The sequence below is a fragment of the Myroides odoratimimus genome (assembly GCF_004337635.1).
GTDB lineage: Bacteria > Bacteroidota > Bacteroidia > Flavobacteriales > Flavobacteriaceae > Flavobacterium > Flavobacterium odoratimimum.
The window spans coordinates 1,704,139-1,728,511 of sequence record NZ_CP037427.1 but is presented as its reverse complement, the minus strand read 5'-3'; the positions used below and the strand labels follow the sequence as shown (position 1 = coordinate 1,728,511).

Here is a 24,373-nt window from a genome sequence, read left to right as displayed (position 1 = left end):
TCCTTATACATATACGATATTATACCCCTCTTCGCTATTTCTAATCAAAAACAATAAGTTTAAAAGCTTATCTAAACATTCAAGACACTTATCTAATAATTGTGGTAAAACTCCTTAAAACCGCAAAAAAGCATCTCACAACAAGACACAAAAAAAGAGCATCTAAACTAGATGCTCTTATATAGAACTAAAATATAATCTTAGTAATTATCTACTGTACCTGATCCGTCAACAATGATCTTAGCAGAAGAAGTTCCTAGACGTTTCACCCCTAAATCAATTAATTTGATTGCGAAGTCTTTATCACGTACTCCTCCAGAAGCTTTTACAGGTAGAGGCCCAGCGTTCTCTAACATTAAAATCATTGCTTCTAGTGTAGCACCATTCGGCTTACCACCTTCTGTTTTATAGAATCCTGTAGAAGATTTTACAAACACTTTATCATAATCTTTCTCATTGAACTTTGATAACACTACATTTTTAATCAATGCTGTCAACTGTACAATTTGATTATCTGTCAAAGCAGCAGTCTCTATAATCCACTTCACTACTTTTCCAGCATCAAGACCTAGCTTCGTACACTCTGCTACTTCTTTTTTTACTTGTTCTACTTCTCCTTTTTGGAAAGCAGTATAATCAACTACATAGTCGATTTCATCCACCCCATCAGCAATGGCTTGTTTAGCTTCAGCTAACTTCGCCTCTAGACCGCGGTTCCCTTCTGGAAAATCTATAACTGTACCGATCGCCACCTTTGAGTTAGCAGCATCCACCATTTTTCGTCCCATCTTTACTTGATCAGGGCGAATCATTGCTAATTTAAATTTCTCATCAATTGCTTCTTGAATTAAATCAGCTACTACCTGATTATTTTCTACTTCAGTTAAACCAGCTTGATCAGCTAATTTTAAATAAGTAGAATCCATAAATTCCCTTAAGTCTCTCATAATCTAAATATATTTAAAACAAAAAAAATGACCCCGTGATGGGGTCATTTTTAAATCTTATTTCTTTCTTCTAAAAAGAGTCAAACATAGTAATACCCCAAATAAACTACCTAGACAGTTTGCTAATTCGTCAGCCCATTCTGCACTTCGAGAAGAAGTGAAGTAATACTGTAATAACTCTACAGTGCCTCCCATTAAACTAGCAATAGTAAAGATAAGAATACTTACCCAAATTCTAGACCTATTTGGCTTACTTTTCACTAAATATACAAACCAAATTATGGAAAATACAAAATAAAAAGTAAAATGTGCTACTTTGTCTTTATATGGGATATCAAATCTTGGTGCTTTTGCAATAGTATCACTATCCAACAGGCAACCTGCTAACACAAGACCTGTCCATAGTATTCCTAATACAAAAAAAGTTTTACGCCCCAATCAATTCTTTATATTGTGCATCTGATAATAAAGATGATACTTCATCCATATTAGACACTTTTACTTTAATCATCCATCCTGCTCCGTAAGGATCAGTATTCACTAACTCTGGCTCTGTATCTAAACCTTCGTTAAACTCGATCACCTCTCCTGACAATGGTAAGAATAAGTCAGAAACGGTTTTTACTGCTTCTACAGTTCCGAAAACTTCATCTCTATCTAAAGTTTGATCCAATGTCTCAACTTCTACATAAACGATATCTCCAAGTTCTCTCTGAGCGAAGTCAGTAATTCCAATTGTAGCAACATCTCCTTCGATAGCTACCCACTCGTGATCTTTAGTGTACTTTAAATTAGCTGGTATATTCATTATAATAAGTTTTTAGCAAATGTATAATATTATTACATAATGTGGAACCAATATCCGTTAATTTCCAAAATTATATCGCATTGTAAAACCTGCTCGAATATTCGTGATTGGATACATAGTCGAAATAACCGCTTTAGAGAATGAATGGTCATAGAAGAAGATCGCTGTAAGGTTCTTACTCAACATATAATCTGCTGTCAGTCTTAACGACCACATATCTTGTCCCCCTCCCGTCTGGCTGTTTCCATAATCTAAATAACGAACTACTGTCTCTCTCTTCGTCAATGTGAAGTCTGCCTTAATATTAATATCACTGGCAATCCTTCCTCCCATTCCATTGTTAGCATACATCGAGTTAAATCCTACGTCTTTGACACGATACCCCAATCCTAATACAAAGTCATTCCCATTGGTCTCTGTCAATAAATTGTTGTCAAAGCTCAACGATAGCATTCTATCTTTTCTCATCTCTAAAGACATTCTGATCGAAGATTTCGTCTCAACATCAAAGCGAATCAAAGGATTAAACTGCTCAAATAATGTAGCGTTGTTTACAACATATTCACTAGGGTAATTACCAAATTTATTTACTTCATTCGGAGCTTTATAATACTCCGTATTATAACTGTAAGACCCCAATGTATAAGAGGCTCTATATCCATGGTTAATAGAGAAGTTCTTGAAATTATCTTTAAACCATCCTATTCTCATCAGTCCTCTGTACTTCAAGTTCCAGTTAGGCAAAGGCATTCCTTTAAACAATCCTGTCGAAACCTTATTTGCATCTTTACCTGTATACGCCGCCACAAAAGATGGTAATAATACAGACTGACTTCCTTTACTATACCCAATAGGGAATCCTTCTCTATCTAAGTTGGCTGGATTAGTAATATCAATACCGCGCTCTACAGCTAATCTATTTGCTACGATAATACGATTATCCAACATTCTGTCAAAAGTAGCCGAACTCATTAAATCGCTACTAGAGAAAGCTGTACTTAACATCACCGTAGACATACTGAAGTTTCCATAACTATAAGGTGCCTGTCCTATATACTCATTGTTCTCTACCACGAATTGTTCTGAATAGTTATCAGACTTCATACGTTCAGCATAAAGATCAATAGTCAAATCAGGTATTAAAGATACTGAAGCATTCAGGTTAAGTGTCTTATTACTAATCGTAGTATAAGGTTGGTTCATCTCTGGGTAGTCTGTTAAATACCCTTTGCGAGCAGCATCATATCTAATATCTGCTTGATTACCGAATACGAACCCTAAATCAGGTTTAGACGTACCAAAGAAACCTACAGTAGGTAAGAAACCTGGTAACATCGTACCACTATTCTCAGAATAATTAATCTGGATATTTTTAACTGATGTTAATACTCCTATTAATAAATCTTTCGTAGCTGTACCAAATGCAGATGGCTCTCCTTTCTCCTTGTTGTCTTTTTTCTTAGTATCTTCTTTCGCTTGTACTACTTTCTGTCCAGGAACGATAGTTGCTTTTTTCGCTTTAGAAGGCGTTCTTTTGCGATCAGAGCTTTTCACCAACCCTAAATAACGATACAAAGTCTCCATACCTAAAGTAGTATTCAGACGTTGTGTTCTCGCATTCTGAATCGTGTTCCCCAAAGAATAATTAATACCGTCTATGTCAATATTAGAATAAGCGTCTGATGCACGTTGCCAGTTAAAGCTACCTGTATAAGCATAGTTAGAACGGATAAAAGACAATACTGGAATCTTACTAAAAGGCAATTCATAATTCACTGTTAACTGCTGTGTAAACTGATTAGGCTCACCAATATTAAAGTAATCATCCCATATTGTATTCGTATTATCTACGATTCCATTTACACTGTCATAATAGTTTCGAACGATATTATTACTACCTCCGATATAACTTAGACGAAGAGATTTAGTCAAGTCAAAATTGAATCCAAAGTTATAGTTAAAGAAATAATTTCTTCTATACAATGGATCTAAACCTATCCCTTCTACATCTATTAGTCTAAACTCTTGTCTATTATACTGACGCATAATATTAGAACTAAACGATACATTAGTCGGTAGATAATTAAAGTTAAAATCTCTCAATAGTCCCCAATATTGCCCTTTCATAAAACCGATATTTTTAAAAGGCTCTACAGACTTCGTTTCGAAAGCATAAGTATAATCAAGTGATGATCTCACTTGTTGTTCTAACATTGACTCTATTTCAAAATCGTGGTGTCTTACCTCATTATATGAGTGAGATACTGTGATATTCTCTATATCATAGATACGATTCTTTTGTTCTGGTCCTCTCTGCTTATTAACACCGATAAAGTTTATACTCTTACGCTTCGTATAGTCCATCGCTCTCTTCTCCGCCTCTTCTGCCTCAGCTGATGTCTTCGCTCCAGACTTGATATAACTAAGCTTTAAATCAGGGTTCATCGGATCGTACTCAGGTGTAATAAACTCTTCACTGATAGCATAATTAAATGGCAGTGTGATTCCCCAACGTTTAGGTAACAGTTGTCCTAAGTTTACATTGGTCATAACACTATACGACTTTCTATCTTCACGACTGCGGTCATGAGGCCCTTGCTCTAATCCTCCAAAACCAATAGTAGACTTCATTCCTGTCAAAGAGATATTGGCAAAGTCAGCTATATTAGCATCAATAGTACCCGTAGCTGCCCATCCTCCTTTATTATCCATGTCTGACATACGTAATTCATCGAACCAGAACTCTCCTGATAAGGCTTCTGCTCCTGGCGAGATATTACGTATCCCTATCATCATCATCCTTACTTTTCCGAAGTTTGGATTCCCTTTTATCCCTAGTCTTACTTTGTTAGGTTTATCTCCTGCACTTGGATTTAACTCCTCTTCATTCACATAAAATATCTTAGAGCTGTCAAAACCAGGACGAGATACTTCTCCCATCTTCATCACTTTTAACTTTGCAAGTAAGTCTATAGGAAGATTTAGTTCATTCTCTTCCGGCCAAATCGCATCAGGGTTAGTTTCTCCACCATTTGTTATTTTTAATGGTATCTCTACTTCATAGAAGTTCTCAATAACATCACTACCTATACGGATGAATGCTGCCATCTCATAATCTTGTAAACGTCTCGATGCGCCACCTTCTAATGACTCTCCATGGATAAACATTCTCAGCTTTTTATACTGACGCATATCTACGTTAAAGTTCTTAAATACTCCTCTAGCATCATTCGAAAGTAAACCTGAAGGATAAGCATTTAAATCTTTTGGATATATCTTTAATGAAAGTGATTGTTCATTCTGATTAATCAATGTATTATTCATATAAACCTGCTCCCTTCTTACTCCAGGAGGAGTTACATAAGGAATAGGTTTACGATCATAATTATCTGTTAGATTCACAGAAGACACATCGATTCCTGTATTAGAGTACCTCTCATCATTAGTCCCTGAAGTATCTTCCATAAGGTTTCTGTCATATCGCTTCCAATCCGATCGAACTAAGTTTAAAGTTCCAAATCGAAGCGTTACTTGTTTCTCAAAACCTGTAAGATACATTCTCATAAACTTCATTGATCTCGTATCTTCTATAGCTCCTACTTTTTTCCCTTTTGTGTCAATTGGGATTTTGTACTGAATCCATCTTACATCAGATACAGATCCATCAGGCAACTGTACTTTAGTTTCTCTGACATCTGTAACATATTTGTCACCTACTATAGTATTAGGTTTCACTTTTACCTTATACTCAAAGTATGCATCAATAGTATTCATGGTATTATCCCCATCGATATCTTCTGCATCAGGTTGATTATTACCTGCTCTCCCACCGCCTGCTGGGCTATTATTCTCTAAACCATTATAATCTCTATAACGTTCTAATATTCCACCTTGAGCATCTAAATAATGTACAAAGTTATCTGCTGCTGGATCGCTAAATCCTGCAAAATCTTTAAAGAAAGCTCTTTCTTCTTCGTCATTTAAACCATCAAGTCCAACGTCTTGTAACCTTCTATTCTCTGCATTATTATCAAATGCATAAACTAATGAAGGAGCTGAAGGTACTTTCCCCCAAACAGTATTAATTGTTGTAACAGCATTAGCTCCTGTATCAGGTAGTCCGTTCTCATACTGCTTATGTCCATCTCTTAAAATATCTTCAGAGATAAAACCTAAGTTTAATCTAAGCTCTCCTGTATTCTGAACAGTCAATGCATCACCACTCTTTCCTACATACGGATCCATTACCCAAAACTCTACAAACTCAATATTCGCTTGTTCAAAGTTCGTAGTCGTTAAACCACGCATAATACCTGCCCAGTTTTTTCTAGGTGTTAAAGAGCGAGGATTCGTTAGATAACTTCTATTAAAGTTATAAGGTCCTCTCTCCTCTGGATAATATGTCAAGTCTAGTGTATTAATCACTCGACTCTCTCCATAAGCAATATCTTTGTCAGGGAATAACTCCTCACTGTAAATTCTACGTGTTCTATTAGATGATAAATCATACTCACTTACCCCATCTGGTTTGCTCCCTACATAAAACGTTGGGTCAATAGAATACCATGACATCTTAGATCTTCTATATCCATCCTCTAGAGAATATGCTGGTAATGTAACAATGTCCTTATCTACATCACTATCTAGTTCATTCAGTCCATGGAATCCTACTGGTACACTCGACAACTTCCATGAAAGAGGTGACTTAACATCAATAACAGATTGCATTCCTTCAAAATCATCAATGTAAGAAGTCGCTTCACCATTCATCTGATCTAATTTAGAGGAACCTGGTTTTAAATAAGCAAATTCTCCTCTAAACGAAACTCTAGATTCTACATCTGTATCTATATTAGGTAACTTATTAACCATTCTAGTTAAGAAAGGTACTTCAGTAGAATACTGTGCATTCAATCCCCAGATTGTATTATTCACAGCTTCTTGACCATAACTCGATTTATGAGTAAATGGACGTTCTGACATCTGTAAGAATGTACCTCCTAATATAAAGTCTTTGCTAAACTTATGTTCTACGTGCATTCCGAAGAAACGCTTAGTCTGCTGACCAAACATCGTATTATTCTCTACAGAAACTTCGATTGGTGTATTAGATGCTTGTAGTCCTGGATCTAATATCATCACTCGGCCTCTGCTATAATCTACCGTATAATCTACTCCTTCTACCAATACCCTACCTGCTGCTCTTACAATAACTGATCCTGGAGCGACATTAAATGATCCAATAGGAATACCTTCTCCCATTGAACTAGAGAATTTCCCTTTTAACTGGAACTTATTCTTCTCGTTTTGGCTTCGTAGAGCTTCTGCTTTAGTAGTACGATACATACTTCTAAAGACATACTTTGATTGGTTTTTATTATATGAACTAGATTCGTTATAATCTTCACTTAACTGATTAGCCGAAAGCTTTTTAAATAAGTGCTCTCCAAAAGGCTCGACAGTCGTAAAAATAATACGACCATACATTGGGTCTATCGTAATCCCATCAAATGTATTGCTGTTGTATTGGTTATTATTATTTCCGTATCCTCCACTGTTGCCATACCCTCCATTATTCCCGTATCCGCCGTTATTTCCAAAACCACCATTGTTTCCAAAGCCTCCATTATTACCGCCATATCCTCCATTACCACCATAGCCACCATTGTTATTATTACCATAACCATTATTCATATTACCTGCATTAGTAGGATCAAACGTGTTTTGCATTCCTCCATTAGGCAAAAAGTCAAAGAAACCATCTCCTCCTTGCTGAGGGTCATTCGTATAATTCAATCGGTCTAAATGGAATACTTTTAATAATGGTGTGCGCTCTACATCTGGAGGCAATGGCTTTCCATCCACAGAACTAATATAATTCAGTGGACTCGGATCTGTATAAAGAATATTGAATCTAAACTTATCTTGTGAGATATACATCGCATTCGGAATCTGATAGATATTCTTCATCATCAGTTTCCATACTGGTTGCCCTACCAAAGTAAAATTACTTTTTAATAACTTCAGAATAAGCGATTGGCTCTGTGGCACATCTGGGTTTGCCTCATCTACACCAGGAGGCAATACCGTCATACCTCCGTCTGTACCAAACTCCCCCACTTGATATATCTTATCTCCAATAGAGTACTGGAACGCTACAGCAAGAACTTCATCATTAGAAAGTTTTTGTTGTAATGATATGTATCCTAACTGAGGATGGAATGTAAACTCATTGGCACTTAACTTACGTGCTCCCTCTAAACGTACAAAATCTCGTCCTTCTTGTACAGATACATTAAATCCACTTGCACCTGATGTGTTTAATCGAATAGAGGAATTTAAATAATTACCCCCAATATTTCCTGGGTCATATTGGTTATTCGCATTATCAGGGTATGCATTAGGTACTCCATTAATAGTAAAGAAATCAGGCTCTGGTTTAGAAACAACATCTGCATTAGGTCTTCCTAATTTATTCTGTCCTTCTCCTAAATCCTGTATAGCTATAATATTACGTGCATTATTACCTGTTTGATTAACGCGTCCATATCGATTCGTTATCCATACTTCTACACGGGTAATTCTTACTCTACTTTTTATAAAAGGATATTTCTCTAAAGCCTCATCATAGTTATTTCTAAAATAATGAGATAAAAAGAAGTGTCTATCCTCATCATAATCTAACGCATCTAATTCGAACTCTTCTAATGTTCCTGCACCGTCAGCTCGAATAGAGGTAGTCTGAGACTTCTGTTCTGAGAATACTCCTGTAATAGTTGTTCTACCAAACTGTAATTCGGTCTTTACCCCAAATAAACTCTGTGCTCCTCTAACAAGTGAACCACTAATAGGCATACTTACATTACCTACTTCTACTTTACGTACGATATCATCTTCGTCTGGTGCGAAAGATAATTTCATCATATTCTGGAAGTCAAAAGTAGCCTGCGTATCATAATTAATATTCACAGCTAGTCTAGTACCTACCATTCCTTGTAATCCCATACTAATGCGTTGATTAAAATCAAACGCCATATTCTTACGATTACGCGTAGATACTACAGGGTTATCCTGTTTACTATAACGAACTCCCATATCAAACTCTACAGATCCTGTAGGTTTAACATCAATAGTATTTGATCCAAAAATAGTACTGAACAACTTCGAATTCACATAATAACGCGGCAACATATCACGCTTGATTTCTTCGTTCTCCTCACGTCCATGCATTACATTAAATCGCTGCTGAAAATACTTACGCAACTCTGCACGCATAATAAGCTCTTCAAACTCTTTACGAGTTAATACAAGAGGATAATTAACATTAAATCCGTCAAAGGTTTTAGTAAAGTAGTAACTATCCGTTAAAGGATCATAGGAATATGCTTCCTTAATAAGATTAGGATCAGGTATGACAATTTTCCCAATATCATATTGAGTTTGTAAACTATCAGCTACTTGTTCATCTGGATCTTGAGCATACATCCCATGTACGCTCAAAAAAAGAACAACTAGCCAAAAAAAAATTGACTTTGATATAGGAAATTGCCCCCTCAAAATTTATAAGTTTTTTAAAGCTTGCTTAATGATGAATTCAACAGATGCATCAGGTGTTTGCTTCATAATCTTATCAACAACTTTCTCAGCTGATTTACGTACAAAACCTAATACCTCTAAAGCTGATAACGCTTCATCTGCATTTGTATTGTTAATAACAGGAGAAACTTCATCAATATTATACAATTTTATTACCTTTTCTTGTAAGTCAAGTATAACACGCTGAGCAGTTTTAGCCCCAATCCCTTTTACAGATTGGATCGTTTTTACATCAGCAGAAGCAATGGCTTGTAAAAGCTCTTTAGGAGCAATAGATGAAAGCATATTACGCGCAGTATTACCACCAATACCAGATACTGATATCAATAGTTTAAATAATTCACGTTCTATTTTATCTATAAAACCGAACAGAGTATGTCCGTCTTCTTTTATTTGTAGGTAAGTATATAATCTCAAATTTTCTGAGGAACCAATTTGAGAAAAAGTATGCAGGGAAATATGGATAAGATATCCTACTCCCCCGCAATCTATTACCACTTCTGTGGCTGTTTTTTCTACTAGGCGTCCTTGAATATGTGCTATCATTATTATATCGAATTTTACTTCAAAAATAACAATAAATATTAACTATTTACTAACAAATAACTAATCGCACAACTACTATTCAGAGTACCAGTATATTATTTCTTTTTGCGATTCTCGCGTACTTGAGCATCTACTACAGCTACAGCTGTCATATTAACCATCTCATCAACACTGGCACCTAGTTGGAATACGTGAACAGCTTTATCTAAGCCTAAAATAATAGGACCAATAGATGTCGCTTTATTCAATTCTTTCAACATTTTATAAGTGATATTAGCAGAATCTAGGTTAGGGAAAATAAGTGTATTTACTTTCTTATCTACTAACTTAGAGAATGGGAATTTATTCTTCAGCATTTCACTATTTAAAGCAAAGTCGATTTGAATTTCCCCATCTACAATCATCTCTGGATGTTGCTCATGTAAGATGCTAACTGCCTCTTTCATTTTTGTTGGAGAAGCATTAGGTGCAGACCCAAAGTTAGCATATGATAACATTGCTACAACAGGTTCCATACCAAACATACGTACAGTCTTCTCTGTCATCACAGCTATTTTAGCTAAATCTTCAGCTGTAGGATCAGGGTTAATAGCAGTATCTGCTAAGAACATTGGTCCTCTCTTAGTCATCATTAAGTTAGTTGTAGCTACTCTACTTACTCCTTGTGCACGAGGTATTAATTCTAAGATAGGTTTAACTACATTAGGATAACTACGAGAATATCCTGTCAACATAGCATCTGCCTGTCCTTCATTCACTAACATAGATGCAAAGTAGTTTCTTTCTAACATTAGTTTACCTGCATCGTATAAAGTAACTCCTTTGCGCTTTCTAGTTGCCCAATAAGCATTAGCAAAAGCAGCTCTTCTTTCTTTTTGCTCATCAGACTTAGGATCAATAATTTCTACATCATCATTAAACTCTATTTCTTTCTTAAGCTCTTGAATAGTTTCTTTATCTCCTAATAAGATTGGGGTTACCATTCCTTCTTCATAAGCAATCTGAGCAGCTTTTAATACATCTAAATGGTCAGCTTCAGCATATACCACACGTTTTGGTTCAGTCTTAGCACGGTTGATTAACATACGTACTAATTTATTATCTGACCCCATTCTTTCTTCTAAAGAAGATTTATATTCTTCCCAATCTGTAATTGGAGCAAGTGCTATTCCACTTTCCATTGCTGCTTTAGCAACTGCAGGAGGAACAACAGATATAAGTCTTGGATCGAATGGCTTAGGAATAATATACTCTCTACCGAAAGTAAACTTAGTCTCTCCGTAAGCAATATTTACTTGCTCTGGCACTGGCTCTTTAGCTAACTTAGCTAAAGCCACTACAGCAGCCATCTTCATTTCTTCGTTAATCTTAGTCGCACGTACGTCTAATGCTCCTCTAAAGATATAAGGGAAACCTAATACATTATTAACTTGGTTAGGGAAGTCAGAACGACCAGTAGCCATAATAACATCCTTACGTGTAGAAGTTGCAAGGTTATAGTCAATTTCAGGTCTTGGATTAGCCATCGCAAACACGATTGGGTTATCTGCCATCCCTAAAAGCATTTCTGGTTTTAATACATCCGCAGTAGACAATCCGATAAATACATCAGTCCCTTTTAAAGCATCTGCTAAAGAAATATCATTATCAACAGCAAACTCTCTTTGTAAATCTGAAATACGTGTATCGTCTTTCTTTAAAACACCTTTACTGTTAAACATTTTTATATTCTCTTGTTTAACACCAAAAGCTACATATAACTTAGCACATGCAATAGCAGCTGAACCTGCACCAGAAACTACCATCGTAATTTCTTCCATCTTCTTACCAGCTAACTCTACTGCATTTAGCAGAGCTGCTGCTGAGATAATAGCAGTACCATGTTGGTCATCGTGCATTACAGGAATATCTAACTCTTCTTTCAATCTTCTTTCGATTTCAAAAGATTCAGGAGCTTTGATATCTTCTAAGTTAATTCCTCCGAAAGTTGGAGAAATGTTTTTTACAGTTTCGATAAACTTATCTACATCAGTAGTATCTACTTCAATGTCAAAAACATCAATATCAGCAAAAATCTTAAACAGCAATCCTTTTCCTTCCATTACTGGCTTAGATGCTTCAGCTCCGATATCTCCAAGTCCAAGTACTGCAGTACCGTTAGAGATAACAGCAACTAAATTTCCTTTTGCTGTATATTTATATACATTATTTACATCGCTTGCAATTTCCAGACAAGGCTCTGCTACACCTGGTGAATATGCTAAGGCTAAGTCTCTTTGTGATGAATACTTCTTCGTAGGAACAACTTGTATCTTACCAGGCGTTGGTTCAGCATGGTATTTAAGTGCTTCTCTACGTAAACTATCTTTATTCATATATTTACATTTAACGTGATGAACAAAGATAACCTTTTTGTAATATAATTCGGATTTACGAAATTCACTCCCCCAAAAATTGCATATTTCGCAACAAGCCCTCATATTTCGTCCTTTTAATTGCGGATTTTTTAAAAATTTCATTAAAAGTCTCCTTCGTAAGTTCTTTCCATTCGTGCTTTGAATACTCTATTAACGCATTATTAGGAATAAATCTTTGCTCTTTATGGGGAGATGCAAAGCGATTCCACGGACAAACATCTTGACACACATCGCAACCAAACATCCAATCATCTAATTTCCCACTAAAGTCGGTTGGAATATCATCTTTCAATTCTATGGTGAGATAAGAAATACATTTACTCCCGTTTACAATATGAGGACTTTCAATTGCTTCTGTAGGACAAGCGTCTATACATTTAGTACAGGTTCCACAATGATCAGTAGTAGGACCATCTTCTTCTAATTCTAAATCAATTATTAATTCAGCAATAAAAAAGAAAGAACCACTTTTCCTATTAATCAAATTGTTATTCTTACCTACCCATCCTAATCCAGCCTTAGCTGCCCAAGCTTTGTCTAAAACAGGTGCAGAATCAACAAATACACGTCCATCTACAGCCCCTATTTCACTTTCTATAAAGTACAGAAGCTCTTTCAACTTATCTTTTATCACATGGTGATAATCCTCTCCATAAGCATACTTTGATATTTTATAACTATCGCTAATCTGTCTTTCTTCTGGGTAGTAATTTAAAGTTAATGACACCACGCTTTTTGCTCCTTCTACAAGTAATCTAGGATCAAGACGTTTATCAAAATGATTCTCCATATAAGACATCTGCCCATGCATTTGTTTATTCAACCACTGCTCTAAACGAGGAGCCTCTACTTCTAAGAAATCCGCTTTAGAAATACCACAAGACGAAAAACCAAGGCGTTTGGCCTCGGCTTTTATAATATTAGAATATTTACTTTTATTTTCAATCATTTAATCACTTCTATGACCACTATATATCAAAAAGCCCACCTTGTGGATGAATTCTTTCTCTACCTAAGTGTTTATAAGCTTTGTCAGTTACCTCACGCCCTCTTGGAGTTCGAACAATAAAACCTTCTTGAATTAAATAAGGCTCATAAACTTCCTCTATTGTTTCACCATTCTCAGAAACAGCAGTCGCTAAGGTAGATAATCCTACTGGTCCTCCCTTAAACTTATCAATAATCGTACTCAATATCTTATTATCCATTTCATCTAATCCAAAAGAATCTACATTCAATGAATTTAAGGCGTATTTAGAAATCTCGATATCAATATCACCATTCCCTTTTATCTGTGCGAAATCACGTACACGTCTCAACAATGCGTTTGCAATACGAGGTGTTCCTCTACTTCTTCCCGCTATTTCTATAGCAGCTTCTAGATCAATATGAACACCTAATATAGAAGCACTACGTTCAATAATAGTGGCTAATAGTTCCTTATTGTAATACTGAAGGCGACTTTGAATACCAAAACGAGCACGCATTGGTGAAGTCAATAAACCAGAACGAGTTGTCGCACCTACTAATGTAAACGGATTTAAATGAATCTGAACCGTACGTGCATTCGGACCAGACTCTATCATAATATCAATCTTAAAGTCCTCCATAGCAGAATACAAATACTCTTCTACTATAGGGCTTAAACGATGAATCTCATCAATAAATAAAACATCACGTTCCTCAAGATTAGTTAATAATCCAGCTAAATCACCTGGTTTATCTAAAACTGGTCCGGAAGTGATCTTAATTCCCACATCAAGTTCATTAGCTAAAATATTAGCTAATGTAGTCTTACCAAGTCCTGGAGGTCCATGAAACAAAGTATGATCTAAAGCTTCTCCCCTTTGATTAGCAGCTTCAACGAAAATCTTCAAATTCTCTAATACCTGATCTTGCCCAGCAAAATCATCAAAAGACAGCGGGCGTAACTTCTTCTCAACATCTAATTCATCAGAAGAAAAGTGCTTATTAGTTGGGTTTAAATTCTCATTCATAGTACAAATATAATTCAAATATCAGAGTCTACACTAACAAAAAAAGTCATCCTTTCGGATGACTTTTTAATATCTATAAGAAATATAATCTTAGTGATGTAATTCCTCTTCACCTGCAACGAATGGCATGTTTTGAGGAGCGTAATCTTCTGGTAATCCAGGTTTACTATAGTCATAAGGCCATCTGTAAACAACTGGTAATTCACCAGGCCAGTTACCATGAATATGTTCAACTGGTGTAGTCCACTCAAGAGAGTTACTTCTCCAAGGGTTCTGAGTAGCTTTCTTACCATAGAAAATACTATAGAAGAAGTTCCATAAGAACACTAATTGGAAAGCAGATCCTACTAAAGCGAATACTGTAATTAACACGTTTACATCGTAGAACTCATCAAATAATGGGAATGCAGTATTTGAATAATAACGACGTGGTAAACCAGCTAATCCGATGAAGTGCATTGGGAAGAATACTCCGTAAGCACAAACTGCAGTTACCCAGAAGTGGATATAACCTAAGTTTTTGTTCATCATACGTCCAAACATTTTAGGGAACCAGTGGTAGATACCAGCAAACATTCCGTAAAGAGCAGAAATACCCATTACTAAGTGGAAGTGAGCAATAACGAAATATGTATCGTGAACGTTGATATCTAATGTTGAATCTCCTAAAATAATCCCTGTTAAACCTCCTGTAATAAACGTAGATACGAATCCAATACAGAATAACATTGCAGGGTTCATTTGGATATTACCACTCCAAATTGTAGTGATATAGTTGAATGCTTTTACTGCTGAAGGAATTGCAATCAACAATGTAGTAAATGTAAATACAGATCCTAAGAATGGGTTCATACCAGATACGAACATGTGGTGTCCCCATACAATTGTTGATAAGAAAGCAATACCTAAGATAGAAGCAATCATCGCACGGTAACCGAAAATTGGTTTACGAGCGTTACAAGCAATAATTTCTGACGTAATACCCATCGCTGGTAAAATTACGATATATACCTCAGGGTGACCTAAGAACCAGAATAAGTGCTCATATAATACAGGAGATCCTCCTTGGTAATGTAATACCTCTCCAGCTAAATAAATATCTGATAAGAAGAATGATGTTCCAAAACTTCTATCGAATAACAATAATAAAGCTGCTGATAATAAAACTGGGAATGATACGATACCAATAATAGCTGTAGTAAATAAAGCCCACACTGTTAATGGTAATCTTGTCATAGACATTCCTTTAGTTCTTAAGTTAATTACTGTAGCAACATAGTTTAACGATCCCATTAAAGAAGATGCGATAAAGATTGCCATAGATACTAACCATAATGTCATCCCCATTCCTGAACCAGGAATAGCCTGTGGTAATGCACTCAACGGAGGATATACTGTCCATCCAGAAGATGCTGGTCCTCCTTCTACAAATAATGAAATAATCATTAATACTGCAGAGATGAAGAATAACCAATAAGATAACATATTTAAGAATCCTGAAGCCATATCACGTGCTCCAATCTGCAATGGAATAAGTAAGTTCGAGAACGTACCACTTAATCCAGCAGTTAAAACGAAGAATACCATTATGGTACCGTGCATCGTTACTAGGGCAAGATAAGCATCATTTTTCATAACTCCATCAGGAGCCATTTTATCACCTAAAAACCATTTGAATACTGTGAAAGATTCTTCTGGCCAAGCAATTTGCATTCTAAATAACAGAGACATTCCAATCCCGATGATTCCCATAATAATACCTGTAATCAAGTATTGTTTAGCAATCATCTTGTGGTCTAAACTAAACACATATTTAGTAAAGAAGTTCCCTTTATCGTGATGATCATGATCATGTGAGTGATCGTGATTGTTTTCGTGTCCTTCTACTGACATAGTTATAGATTGATTTTAATATGTGAGTTTTATTTTCCTACTTGAGCGATAGCTTCAGTTTCAACTTCTTCAACTGCTGCAGGAACTTCCTCTACTGCTGGAGCAGGTGCGTTGCTAGCTTTTTCAGCAGCAACTTGCTCTTTTAATGTAGGAAGCTCTTTTAACCAAGATTCGAATTCTTCAGGAGTCTCTACAACAACTTTCATTTGCATGTTATAGTGAGAAGCTCCACAAATCTTATTACATAAAATTAAATAATCAAATGAATAAGGTTCTAATGCCTCTTCTCCTTTAGCGATTAACTCTTGGCTTCTTTCAGCTCTAATATCGTTAATATTACTAACTTTTTTTACAATCGCCTCACGCTCTCTCATTTCTGCTGTAGTAACAGTAGGAACGAAAGCAAACTGAGTAACCATACCAGGAACACAGTTCATTTGTGCTCTAAAGTGAGGTAAGTAAGCTGAGTGAAGTACGTCTTGAGAACGGAATTTCAATACTACTTTTTTACCTTTTGGTAAGTGTAATTCTTTTGCCATTTTATCATCAGCAGCATTCGGGTCAGACATATCTACCCCTACTAAATTGATACCTTCTATAAAACGAACGTTGGCTTTACCTAAAGTGTTATCTGTTCCAGAGTAACGAACATCCCATCCGAATTGTTTAGCATATACTTCAACAATAAGAACGTCTTCTTCTTCATCTACAAACATAATATCATTCCAAGCAAATAATCCATAAAGAATTAAACCTGATAATGTAATTACAGGAATAATTGTCCAAAGAGCTTCTAACTTATCATTATCTGAATAGAAACGAGCTTTTCTACCGTTTATTCCACGTCCTTTGAATGCAAAGTAGTGTAATAAGAACTGAGTAAAAATTTGAACAACAAAAATTAACCCCATTGAGATCCACATTAAATTGTCAACCTCTTTTCCGTGCTCTGACGCAGGGTTATCCATCAAAGGAAAGCTTCCATACTCAACTAAACAGAAGATAGTAAAGATATAGATGAATCCTAAGAAAGCGAAAGTCAAATAACCATTGATGTTATTATCCTTCTCATTAGCGATCTCTGTAGAAATATCATCAGGGTGAGAACCTACTTGAGTTAAATCAAATATTTTCGTCAATTGCCATACAGCAACTCCTAATAATACAACTGCAGCTAATATTAATAAACTTGTCATTTGTTTATTTTTAAATATTAATAGTGAAAATGTTTACTCTCTTCAATCAATGGGTTATTCTTAGCTAATAATGGCGCTTTAGCAATTGCACTAAATCCTACATAGATAAATAATCCAATGAAGAAAATAAGTGATGCTATCTCAGAAACACCAATAAACCAAGAACCTCCAACTGTACCAGGAGAGATCATCATAAAGAAGTCAATATAGTGACCTACGATGATACAAGATCCTGCCATTACAACAATCCAAGTTAAACGTTTGAAATCTGTATTGATCAATAATAATAATGGCAATAAGAAATTCAATACTAACATTCCGAAGAATGGTAAGTTATACTCTTGAATTCTGAAGATGAAGTAAGTTACCTCCTCTGGAATATTAGAATACCACTGTAACATGAATTGAGAGAACCAAAGATAAGTCCAGAATATACTTAATCCAAACATAAATTTAGCTAAATCGTGAATATGACTAGTATTAACATATTCTAAGTATCCTTTGTTCTTTAAATAAAGAGTAACAAAAGCGATAGTTGTAATAGCTGTTACAAAGAAACTAGCAAATACATACCATCCGAATAATGTACTATACCAGTGAGTATCAATCGACATAATCCAATCCCAAGATGCCATAGACTCAGTAACAATAAAGAATACTAAGAAAGCAGCTGAAGCTTTAAATATCTTTTTGTAGTAAGTTTGATCACCACTCTCATCTAAAGCTAAAGATTGTTTACGAGCATAAATTCTATAAAAGTTCCATCCTGCTAAATAGATAACTGTTCTAATTAAGAAGAAAGGTACGTTTAAGTATCCAGCTTTTCCTTGAATAATTGGATCTGCATCAACTACTGCTTGGTCAGCCCATATAAATAAATGGTTTCCTCCCAATACAGAAATTAATAAAATCACGAAGAATATAACTGATCCTGGTAATACATAAGCAGATAATCCTTCCATTACTCTAAATAATACTGGAGACCATCCAGCACTAGCAGCATTGTTAATAGCATAAAAAGTTAAAATACCTACAGCTACTAGCATAACGAAAATACAAGCTACATATAACGCTGTCCAAGGTTTATTTTGCATTTGACCAAGAACATGTTCTAAATGTTTTTGATGTTCAGCATGATCAGCGTCAGACACAGAGTGGTCTGCAGCGGATACATGATGCTCACCACCATCGTGATGAGCTTGCTCAGTTAAGATCTGCTCTACTTCAGCAGTTGTCTTAGGGGCACTGAAGAAACCATACGCAATCCCTACAAGTCCAAGAACCATAAGGACGATTGCAAAAGTCTTCAAATTTTTTGAAAATGTGTACATATCTAAACTTTCAAATAAGTTTTACAATTTATTATTCTGATTTCAATTTTAATACGTAATCTGTAACTAACCAACGTTCGTGTTGAGTCAATTGATTAGCATGAGATCCCATTGAATTCAAACCATAAGTAATTACGTGGTAGATTCCTCCTTCTGTAAGTTCTCTATCTTTATAGTTAGGAACCCCTAAGAATTTTTCTTTCTTCACTAAATTACCTTTTCCATCCCCAGCTCCTCCGTGACAAACTGAGCAGTAAATTGTATATAACTCTTTACCTTTTTCTAAATCTTTCTCCTCAGCAGATAATGGTGATTTTAGATTTAATCTAGCCATTGCTAAACCTTCTGGAGTATTATCATACTCCTCAGGTGAAAATCCGCGTGGTATAGATCCTTCAGCAGGTAATTGACCTTCTTTACCATTTTTAAAAACTGTAGTAGGAACTTCAGAATATGTCTCATATGCCGATGATTCGTACATATTTGGCATGAATTGATAGTTTGAACGTTCTTTATTAAAACAAGAAGTAGTCAAAACTGATACCCCTACTAAAGCTACTATTTTATATATCGTTTTCATTCTACAATTGCTTTTCAATTACTTTAACTTCAACTGCTCCCGTTTGTTTGAAGAACTCAATCGCTGCTGCTTCATCAGTTTTCAAAGCTACTTCCATTAAGAAGTGATCATCTGTAGTTCTTACATCAGGATTTTCAGCTTTCTTGAAAGGCCATAATTTACTTCTCATAAAGAAAGTAAGAACCATTAAGTGAGCTGCAAATAATACAGTCATCTCAAACATAATTGGAACGAATGATGGCATATTCTGAATGAAGCTAAAACTTGGTTTACCTCCAATATCTTGTGGCCAATCTACAATCATAATATAATACATCATGAATGTACCGAAAGAAAGTCCAACTAAACCATACAAGAAAGCACAGATAGCTAATCTTGTAGGTTTTAATCCCATAGCCTTATCTAGACCGTGTACTGGGAATGGCGTATAGATTTCTTCAATATGATGATGAGCATCTCGTGTTTCTTTTACAGCATGTAACAACACATCATCATCGTTGTATAGTGCGTGAATTACTTTATTACTCATAATATATTAATGATTTAAAGATTGATGATTCTCTTTGCTGTCTCTTTCTTTTTTGTAAAACTCTCCTGAAGATTTCAAGATTGTTTTTACCTCTGCTTGCGCAATTACAGGGAAACTTCTTGAATATAATAAGAATAATACGAAGAAGAAACCGATTGTACCGATGTAAATACCAGCATCTACGAATGTAGGTTGGAACATTGTCCATGAAGATGGTAAGTAATCTCTGTGTAATGATGTAACGATAATTACGAAACGCTCAAACCACATCCCCACGTTTACTACTAAAGAAATAACAAACGATGCTAAGATATTAGTTCTAATTTTCTTGAACCACATTACCTGTGGAGAAATTACGTTACAAGTCATCATTAACCAGTAAGACCACCAGTAAGGTCCTGTTGCACGGTTTAAGAAAGCGTATTGTTCATACTCTACTCCTGAATACCAAGCAACCCATAACTCAGTAATATATGCTACCCCAACGATAGAACCAGTGATCATTACAATAATGTTCATTAACTCTATGTGCTGTACAGTAATATAATCTTCTAAGTTAGAAACTTTTCTCATGATGATAAGCAGGGTATTTACCATTGCGAATCCAGAGAAGATAGCCCCTGCTACGAAGTATGGAGGTAAGATTGTAGTGTGCCATCCAGGGATAACTGAAGTAGCAAAGTCAAAAGATACAATCGTGTGTACAGAAAGTACAAGAGGAGTAGCTAAACCAGCTAATACTAATGACACTTCCTCAAAACGTTGCCAGTCTTTTGCACGACCTGACCAACCAAATGATAAGATTGAGTATATTCTTTTTGTAAATGGCGTTATAGCTCTATCACGTAACATAGCGAAGTCAGGTAGTAAACCAGTCCACCAGAAAACTAATGATACTGATAAATACGTAGAAATCGCGAATACGTCCCATAATAATGGTGAGTTAAAGTTAACCCATAACGATCCGAACTGATTAGGAATAGGTAATACCCAGTATGCTAACCATGGACGTCCCATGTGAATGATAGGGAATAAACCAGCCTGAACTACTGAGAAAATTGTCATTGCCTCAGCAGAACGGTTGATCGCCATTCTCCATTTTTGTCTAAATAATAATAATACTGCAGAAATTAACGTACCAGCGTGACCGATACCTACCCACCAAACGAAATTGGTAATATCCCAAGCCCATCCAATGGTTTTATTTAATCCCCAAGTTCCAATACCTGTACCTACAGTGTAAGCCATACAACCTACTCCCCATAGAAACGCTAATAAAGCTAAAGTAAAAACTCTCCACCATAGTTTATTCGCTCTCCCTTCTACAGGTCTAGCCACATCCACAGTTATATCGTGATATGATTTCTCACCAATAACTAAAGGTTTTCTAATGGGTGCTTCGTAATGTGACGACATAATCCTTTATATGTTTCTTTAATTAATAATTCTTTTAACTAGATATTTCTAACCTTAACGTGATAGAATACATTTGGTTTTGTTCCAATGTGCTCTAATAAATGGTAAGCTCTATCTGACTCAGCTAATTTAGTAATTTCTGACTCTTTATCATTTACATCACCAAATACCATCGCTCCACTTGAACAAGCTGCAGAACATGCAGTTTCAAATTCATTTGGACGAATTGCTCTACCTTCATTCTTAGCTTTTAAGATTGTAGATTGAGTCATTTGGATACATAATGAACATTTCTCCATTACCCCTCTTGAACGAACTACAACGTCTGGGTTTAATACCATACGTCCTAAATCATCATTCATGTTGTAATCGAAAGCATCGTTCTGAGAATATAAGAACCAGTTGAAACGTCTAACTTTGTAAGGACAGTTGTTTGCACAGTATCTTGTACCAACACAACGGTTATAAGCCATATGGTTTTGTCCTTGACGACCATGAGATGTAGCAGCTACTGGACACACAGTCTCACATGGAGCGTGATTACAGTGTTGACACATTACAGGTTGGAAAGCCACTTGTGGGTTTTCAGCTGGATGTTCTAATTCTTGGAACACTTCACGGTATTCTCCGAATCCACTTGCATTAACTTTTTTCTCGATATCTCCTGCGAATGTATCTTCTGAAGAATAGTATCTATCGATACGTAACCAGTGCATATCTCTACTTCTTCTCACTTCTGACTTACCTACTACAGGTACGTTATTTTCAGCGTGACAAGAGATAACACAAGCACCACATCCAGTACATGCATTTAAATCAATTGATAAGTTGAAGTGATGTCCAACTGATCTATCAAATGATTCCCAGATATCAATAGTAGAAGCTTGTACAGTCTGGTGATCGTAAGAAACCACAGGTTTAATATTCCAGTCTTCAGCATCTTTTGTATTGAAGATCTCTAATGTAGTATCTTTTAAGATATCACCTCTACTCATTAAAGTGTTTTGTAACTGAACACAAGCGAACTCGTGATCACCACCTACTTGAGTAATTGCAGCACCTTGTACTCCATTACAGTCTTTGTATAATGTGTAAGCATTAACACCTACTTGCATTTCTTCTTTTAATGCAGCTTTTCTACCGTAACCGAATGCTAAACCGATAGTTCCTTGAGCTTGTCCTGGTTGGATAAGAGCTGGCACTTTTTCTAATTTAACACCGTTAGCTTCGATAGTCACATAGCTACCATTAAGACCTCCATTAGCAACGTGGTAGTTCTTGATACCTAATGACTCAGCATCAGCTTGAGCTACAGTTACGTAGTTATCCCAAGATACACGAGTGATAGGGTCTGGGAACTCTTGTAACCATGGGTTATTAGCTTGTTGTCCATCTCCCATACCAGTTTTAGTATAGAATACTAACTCTAAACCATCTACTTTCTTAGCAGAAGCTAATGCAGATGCAGCAGCTGAAAAATCAGCAGAAGCACTTACTTTAGAGTTTGTTCCAACAACAGCAAAACCATCGTGTACTAATTGATTCCAAGTTTTATCAGCTACATAAGACTTACCTACATTCTTAACATAGTCATAGTATGCAGTATTGCTTCCTGACCATAATAATAATGAATCTTGTAATTGTCTAGTATCAAACAATGGACGGATTGTAGGTTGAGTTACAGAGTAGTGACCTTTTCTGATCATTACATCTCCCCAAGACTCTAAGTAGTGCGGAGCTGCAGCAGCAACAGTAGAAAGTAAAGCTGTTTCATCTTCTTTCAATGAGAAAGAAACTGAAGTTTTTACTTTTTTCAATCCTTCTACGAAAGCAGCAGAATCAGCTAAAGTATACACTGGGTTAACACCTGACATAATCAACGTGTGAACTTTACCAGCGTTCATATCTTTTACTAATTGTCCTACTTGAGTAGCATTACCTTGTCTAACATATTTTGTTTGCTCTGGTAAGAAAGCTTCTGACTGTAACGCTTCGTTGATTGCAAATACTAATAATTGAGCATTTACATCATCAAGACCTGTTACAACAACTCCTTTATTTCCAGCAGATTTAAGTTGACTAGCTGCTTTTTTAATAGCATCTTCGTACTTATCTACAGCTGGAGCAGAAGCACTTCCTCCTACGATAGCATTGTATAACTTAACTAAAGCAGCTTTTTGATTAGCTACAGTTAATGGAATTCTCACGTCAGCATTAGCTCCTGATAAAGACATATTTGCCTCCATTTGGATATGCTTAGACATTTTTCCATTTTTAGGAATACGTTTTTGAGCATAAGCTGAATCGTATCCTCCACCTTGCCAATCTCCTAAGATATCAGCACCTACAGAAACGATTACATCAGCAGCACCGAAATCGTAATCTGCTAATCCACGTACACCATAAGCTTTCTCATAAGCATCTGCAGCAGCAGATGAAGATACAGCATCATATACAACGTGTTTAGCCGTTGGGTTAGCAGCGATAAACTCTGCTATAATTTTATCAGTAGATGGGCTAGCCATTGTATTCGTTAATAATACAACGTTTCCTCCATTTGCTTTTGCATCTTGTAGACTTGCTCTAACTTTTGCATCTACTTCATCCCATGAAGCACTTTTACCTCCGATTTTAGAACCTTTCAAACGAAGGCTATCATACATCGATAAAACTGATGCGTTCACACGAGCGTTAGCTCCTGAGTAAGCATTAGCTAGTCTGTTATTATCAACTTTGATTGGACGCCCCTCACGAGTTTTGATCAGAACGTTTACAAAGTCAAATCCATCAGCAATAGTTGTTGCATAATAATCTGCAACACCAGGAATGATCTCCTCTGGCTGTACTACATACGGAATAGATTTCACAACAGGTCCCTCACATGCAGCTAAAGTTGCTGCTGCAGTAGAAAAACCTACATATTTCAAAAAGTCTCGACGAGTAGTTGATGAAGAAGACAATTTACTTTGATCTCCAAGAAATTCATCAGTAGGAATTTCTTCAACAAACTCATTGTTTCTTAGCGACTCAACAATAGAACTATTTTCATTCAGCTCCTCAACACTTTTCCAGTATTTTTTGTTTGATGCCATTGTATATATATATTAGCTTCTTATT

The 24,373-nt window shown here is 35.9% G+C and carries 15 protein-coding genes; all 15 read right to left on the bottom strand.

Annotated elements, in window-relative coordinates; translation table 11 throughout:
- Positions 1-200: 200 nt before the first annotated feature.
- A complete protein-coding gene (deoC, locus tag E0Z07_RS07915) occupies positions 201-947 on the bottom strand; it encodes a deoxyribose-phosphate aldolase (protein WP_006262806.1) in 747 nt (248 codons plus the stop codon).
- 57 nt (positions 948-1,004) lie between these two features.
- The gene (locus E0Z07_RS07910; protein ID WP_006257351.1) at positions 1,005-1,385 is read right to left on the bottom strand and encodes a VanZ family protein; all 381 of its coding nucleotides are present in this window, start codon (positions 1,383-1,385) and stop codon (positions 1,005-1,007) included.
- Positions 1,375-1,755: a glycine cleavage system protein GcvH gene (gcvH, locus tag E0Z07_RS07905; RefSeq protein WP_006257352.1), complete on the bottom strand. Its 381-nt coding sequence runs from the start codon at positions 1,753-1,755 to the stop codon at positions 1,375-1,377. The genes E0Z07_RS07910 and gcvH overlap by 11 nt, the downstream gene beginning before the upstream one ends.
- 57 nt (positions 1,756-1,812) lie before the next feature.
- Positions 1,813-9,312, bottom strand: coding sequence for a T9SS outer membrane translocon Sov/SprA (gene sov, locus E0Z07_RS07900; RefSeq protein ID WP_131540550.1), 7,500 nt, complete (start codon positions 9,310-9,312; stop codon positions 1,813-1,815).
- Positions 9,313-9,315: 3 nt separating this feature from the next.
- Positions 9,316-9,897 (bottom strand): Holliday junction branch migration protein RuvA, encoded by a 582-nt coding sequence (ruvA, locus tag E0Z07_RS07895; RefSeq protein WP_006257354.1) that lies wholly within the window; start codon positions 9,895-9,897, stop codon positions 9,316-9,318.
- 95 nt (positions 9,898-9,992) lie between these two features.
- The gene (locus tag E0Z07_RS07890) at positions 9,993-12,272 is read right to left on the bottom strand and encodes an NADP-dependent malic enzyme (protein ID WP_016650168.1); all 2,280 of its coding nucleotides are present in this window, start codon (positions 12,270-12,272) and stop codon (positions 9,993-9,995) included.
- Positions 12,273-12,336: 64 nt separating this feature from the next.
- Positions 12,337-13,263 (bottom strand): tRNA epoxyqueuosine(34) reductase QueG, encoded by a 927-nt coding sequence (queG, locus tag E0Z07_RS07885; RefSeq protein WP_131540549.1) that lies wholly within the window; start codon positions 13,261-13,263, stop codon positions 12,337-12,339.
- A 19-nt stretch (positions 13,264-13,282) separates the two neighbouring features.
- Positions 13,283-14,311, bottom strand: a complete 1,029-nt coding sequence (gene ruvB, locus E0Z07_RS07880) for a Holliday junction branch migration DNA helicase RuvB (RefSeq protein WP_006257357.1) — start codon at positions 14,309-14,311, stop codon at positions 13,283-13,285.
- Between the two features lie 90 nt (positions 14,312-14,401).
- Positions 14,402-16,204: a cytochrome c oxidase subunit I gene (locus tag E0Z07_RS07875; RefSeq protein ID WP_006257358.1), complete on the bottom strand. Its 1,803-nt coding sequence runs from the start codon at positions 16,202-16,204 to the stop codon at positions 14,402-14,404.
- 29 nt (positions 16,205-16,233) lie between these two features.
- On the bottom strand, positions 16,234-17,400 hold the full coding sequence (locus E0Z07_RS07870; protein WP_006257359.1) for a cytochrome c oxidase subunit II: 1,167 nt from the start codon (positions 17,398-17,400) through the stop codon (positions 16,234-16,236).
- 17 nt (positions 17,401-17,417) lie between these two features.
- The gene (locus E0Z07_RS07865; protein WP_006257360.1) at positions 17,418-18,731 is read right to left on the bottom strand and encodes a hypothetical protein; all 1,314 of its coding nucleotides are present in this window, start codon (positions 18,729-18,731) and stop codon (positions 17,418-17,420) included.
- Positions 18,732-18,762: 31 nt separating this feature from the next.
- Positions 18,763-19,311 carry a c-type cytochrome gene (locus E0Z07_RS07860; protein ID WP_006257361.1) on the bottom strand — a complete coding sequence of 183 codons (549 nt, stop codon included), beginning with the start codon at positions 19,309-19,311 and terminating at the stop codon, positions 18,763-18,765.
- A gap of 1 nt (position 19,312) precedes the next feature.
- A complete protein-coding gene (locus E0Z07_RS07855; RefSeq protein ID WP_006257362.1) occupies positions 19,313-19,840 on the bottom strand; it encodes a DUF3341 domain-containing protein in 528 nt (175 codons plus the stop codon).
- A gap of 6 nt (positions 19,841-19,846) precedes the next feature.
- The gene (gene nrfD / locus E0Z07_RS07850) at positions 19,847-21,256 is read right to left on the bottom strand and encodes an NrfD/PsrC family molybdoenzyme membrane anchor subunit (protein ID WP_006257363.1); all 1,410 of its coding nucleotides are present in this window, start codon (positions 21,254-21,256) and stop codon (positions 19,847-19,849) included.
- A gap of 38 nt (positions 21,257-21,294) precedes the next feature.
- On the bottom strand, positions 21,295-24,348 hold the full coding sequence (locus E0Z07_RS07845; RefSeq protein ID WP_006257364.1) for a TAT-variant-translocated molybdopterin oxidoreductase: 3,054 nt from the start codon (positions 24,346-24,348) through the stop codon (positions 21,295-21,297).
- Positions 24,349-24,373 lie beyond the last annotated feature (25 nt).

Bases quoted from the DNA above. Each gene is read 5' to 3' on its own strand.
- deoC (WP_006262806.1), bottom strand. From the start codon at position 947: ATGAGAGACTTAAGGGAATTTATGGATTCTACTTATTTAAAATTAGCT.
- gcvH (WP_006257352.1), bottom strand. From the start codon at position 1,755: ATGAATATACCAGCTAATTTAAAGTACACTAAAGATCACGAGTGGGTA.
- ruvA (WP_006257354.1), bottom strand. From the start codon at position 9,897: ATGATAGCACATATTCAAGGACGCCTAGTAGAAAAAACAGCCACAGAA.
- E0Z07_RS07890 (WP_016650168.1), bottom strand. From the start codon at position 12,272: ATGAATAAAGATAGTTTACGTAGAGAAGCACTTAAATACCATGCTGAA.
- queG (WP_131540549.1), bottom strand. From the start codon at position 13,263: ATGATTGAAAATAAAAGTAAATATTCTAATATTATAAAAGCCGAGGCC.
- ruvB (WP_006257357.1), bottom strand. From the start codon at position 14,311: ATGAATGAGAATTTAAACCCAACTAATAAGCACTTTTCTTCTGATGAA.
- E0Z07_RS07875 (WP_006257358.1), bottom strand. From the start codon at position 16,204: ATGTCAGTAGAAGGACACGAAAACAATCACGATCACTCACATGATCAT.
- E0Z07_RS07870 (WP_006257359.1), bottom strand. From the start codon at position 17,400: ATGACAAGTTTATTAATATTAGCTGCAGTTGTATTATTAGGAGTTGCT.
- E0Z07_RS07865 (WP_006257360.1), bottom strand. From the start codon at position 18,731: ATGTACACATTTTCAAAAAATTTGAAGACTTTTGCAATCGTCCTTATG.
- E0Z07_RS07860 (WP_006257361.1), bottom strand. From the start codon at position 19,311: ATGAAAACGATATATAAAATAGTAGCTTTAGTAGGGGTATCAGTTTTG.
- E0Z07_RS07855 (WP_006257362.1), bottom strand. From the start codon at position 19,840: ATGAGTAATAAAGTAATTCACGCACTATACAACGATGATGATGTGTTG.
- nrfD (WP_006257363.1), bottom strand. From the start codon at position 21,256: ATGTCGTCACATTACGAAGCACCCATTAGAAAACCTTTAGTTATTGGT.
- E0Z07_RS07845 (WP_006257364.1), bottom strand. From the start codon at position 24,348: ATGGCATCAAACAAAAAATACTGGAAAAGTGTTGAGGAGCTGAATGAA.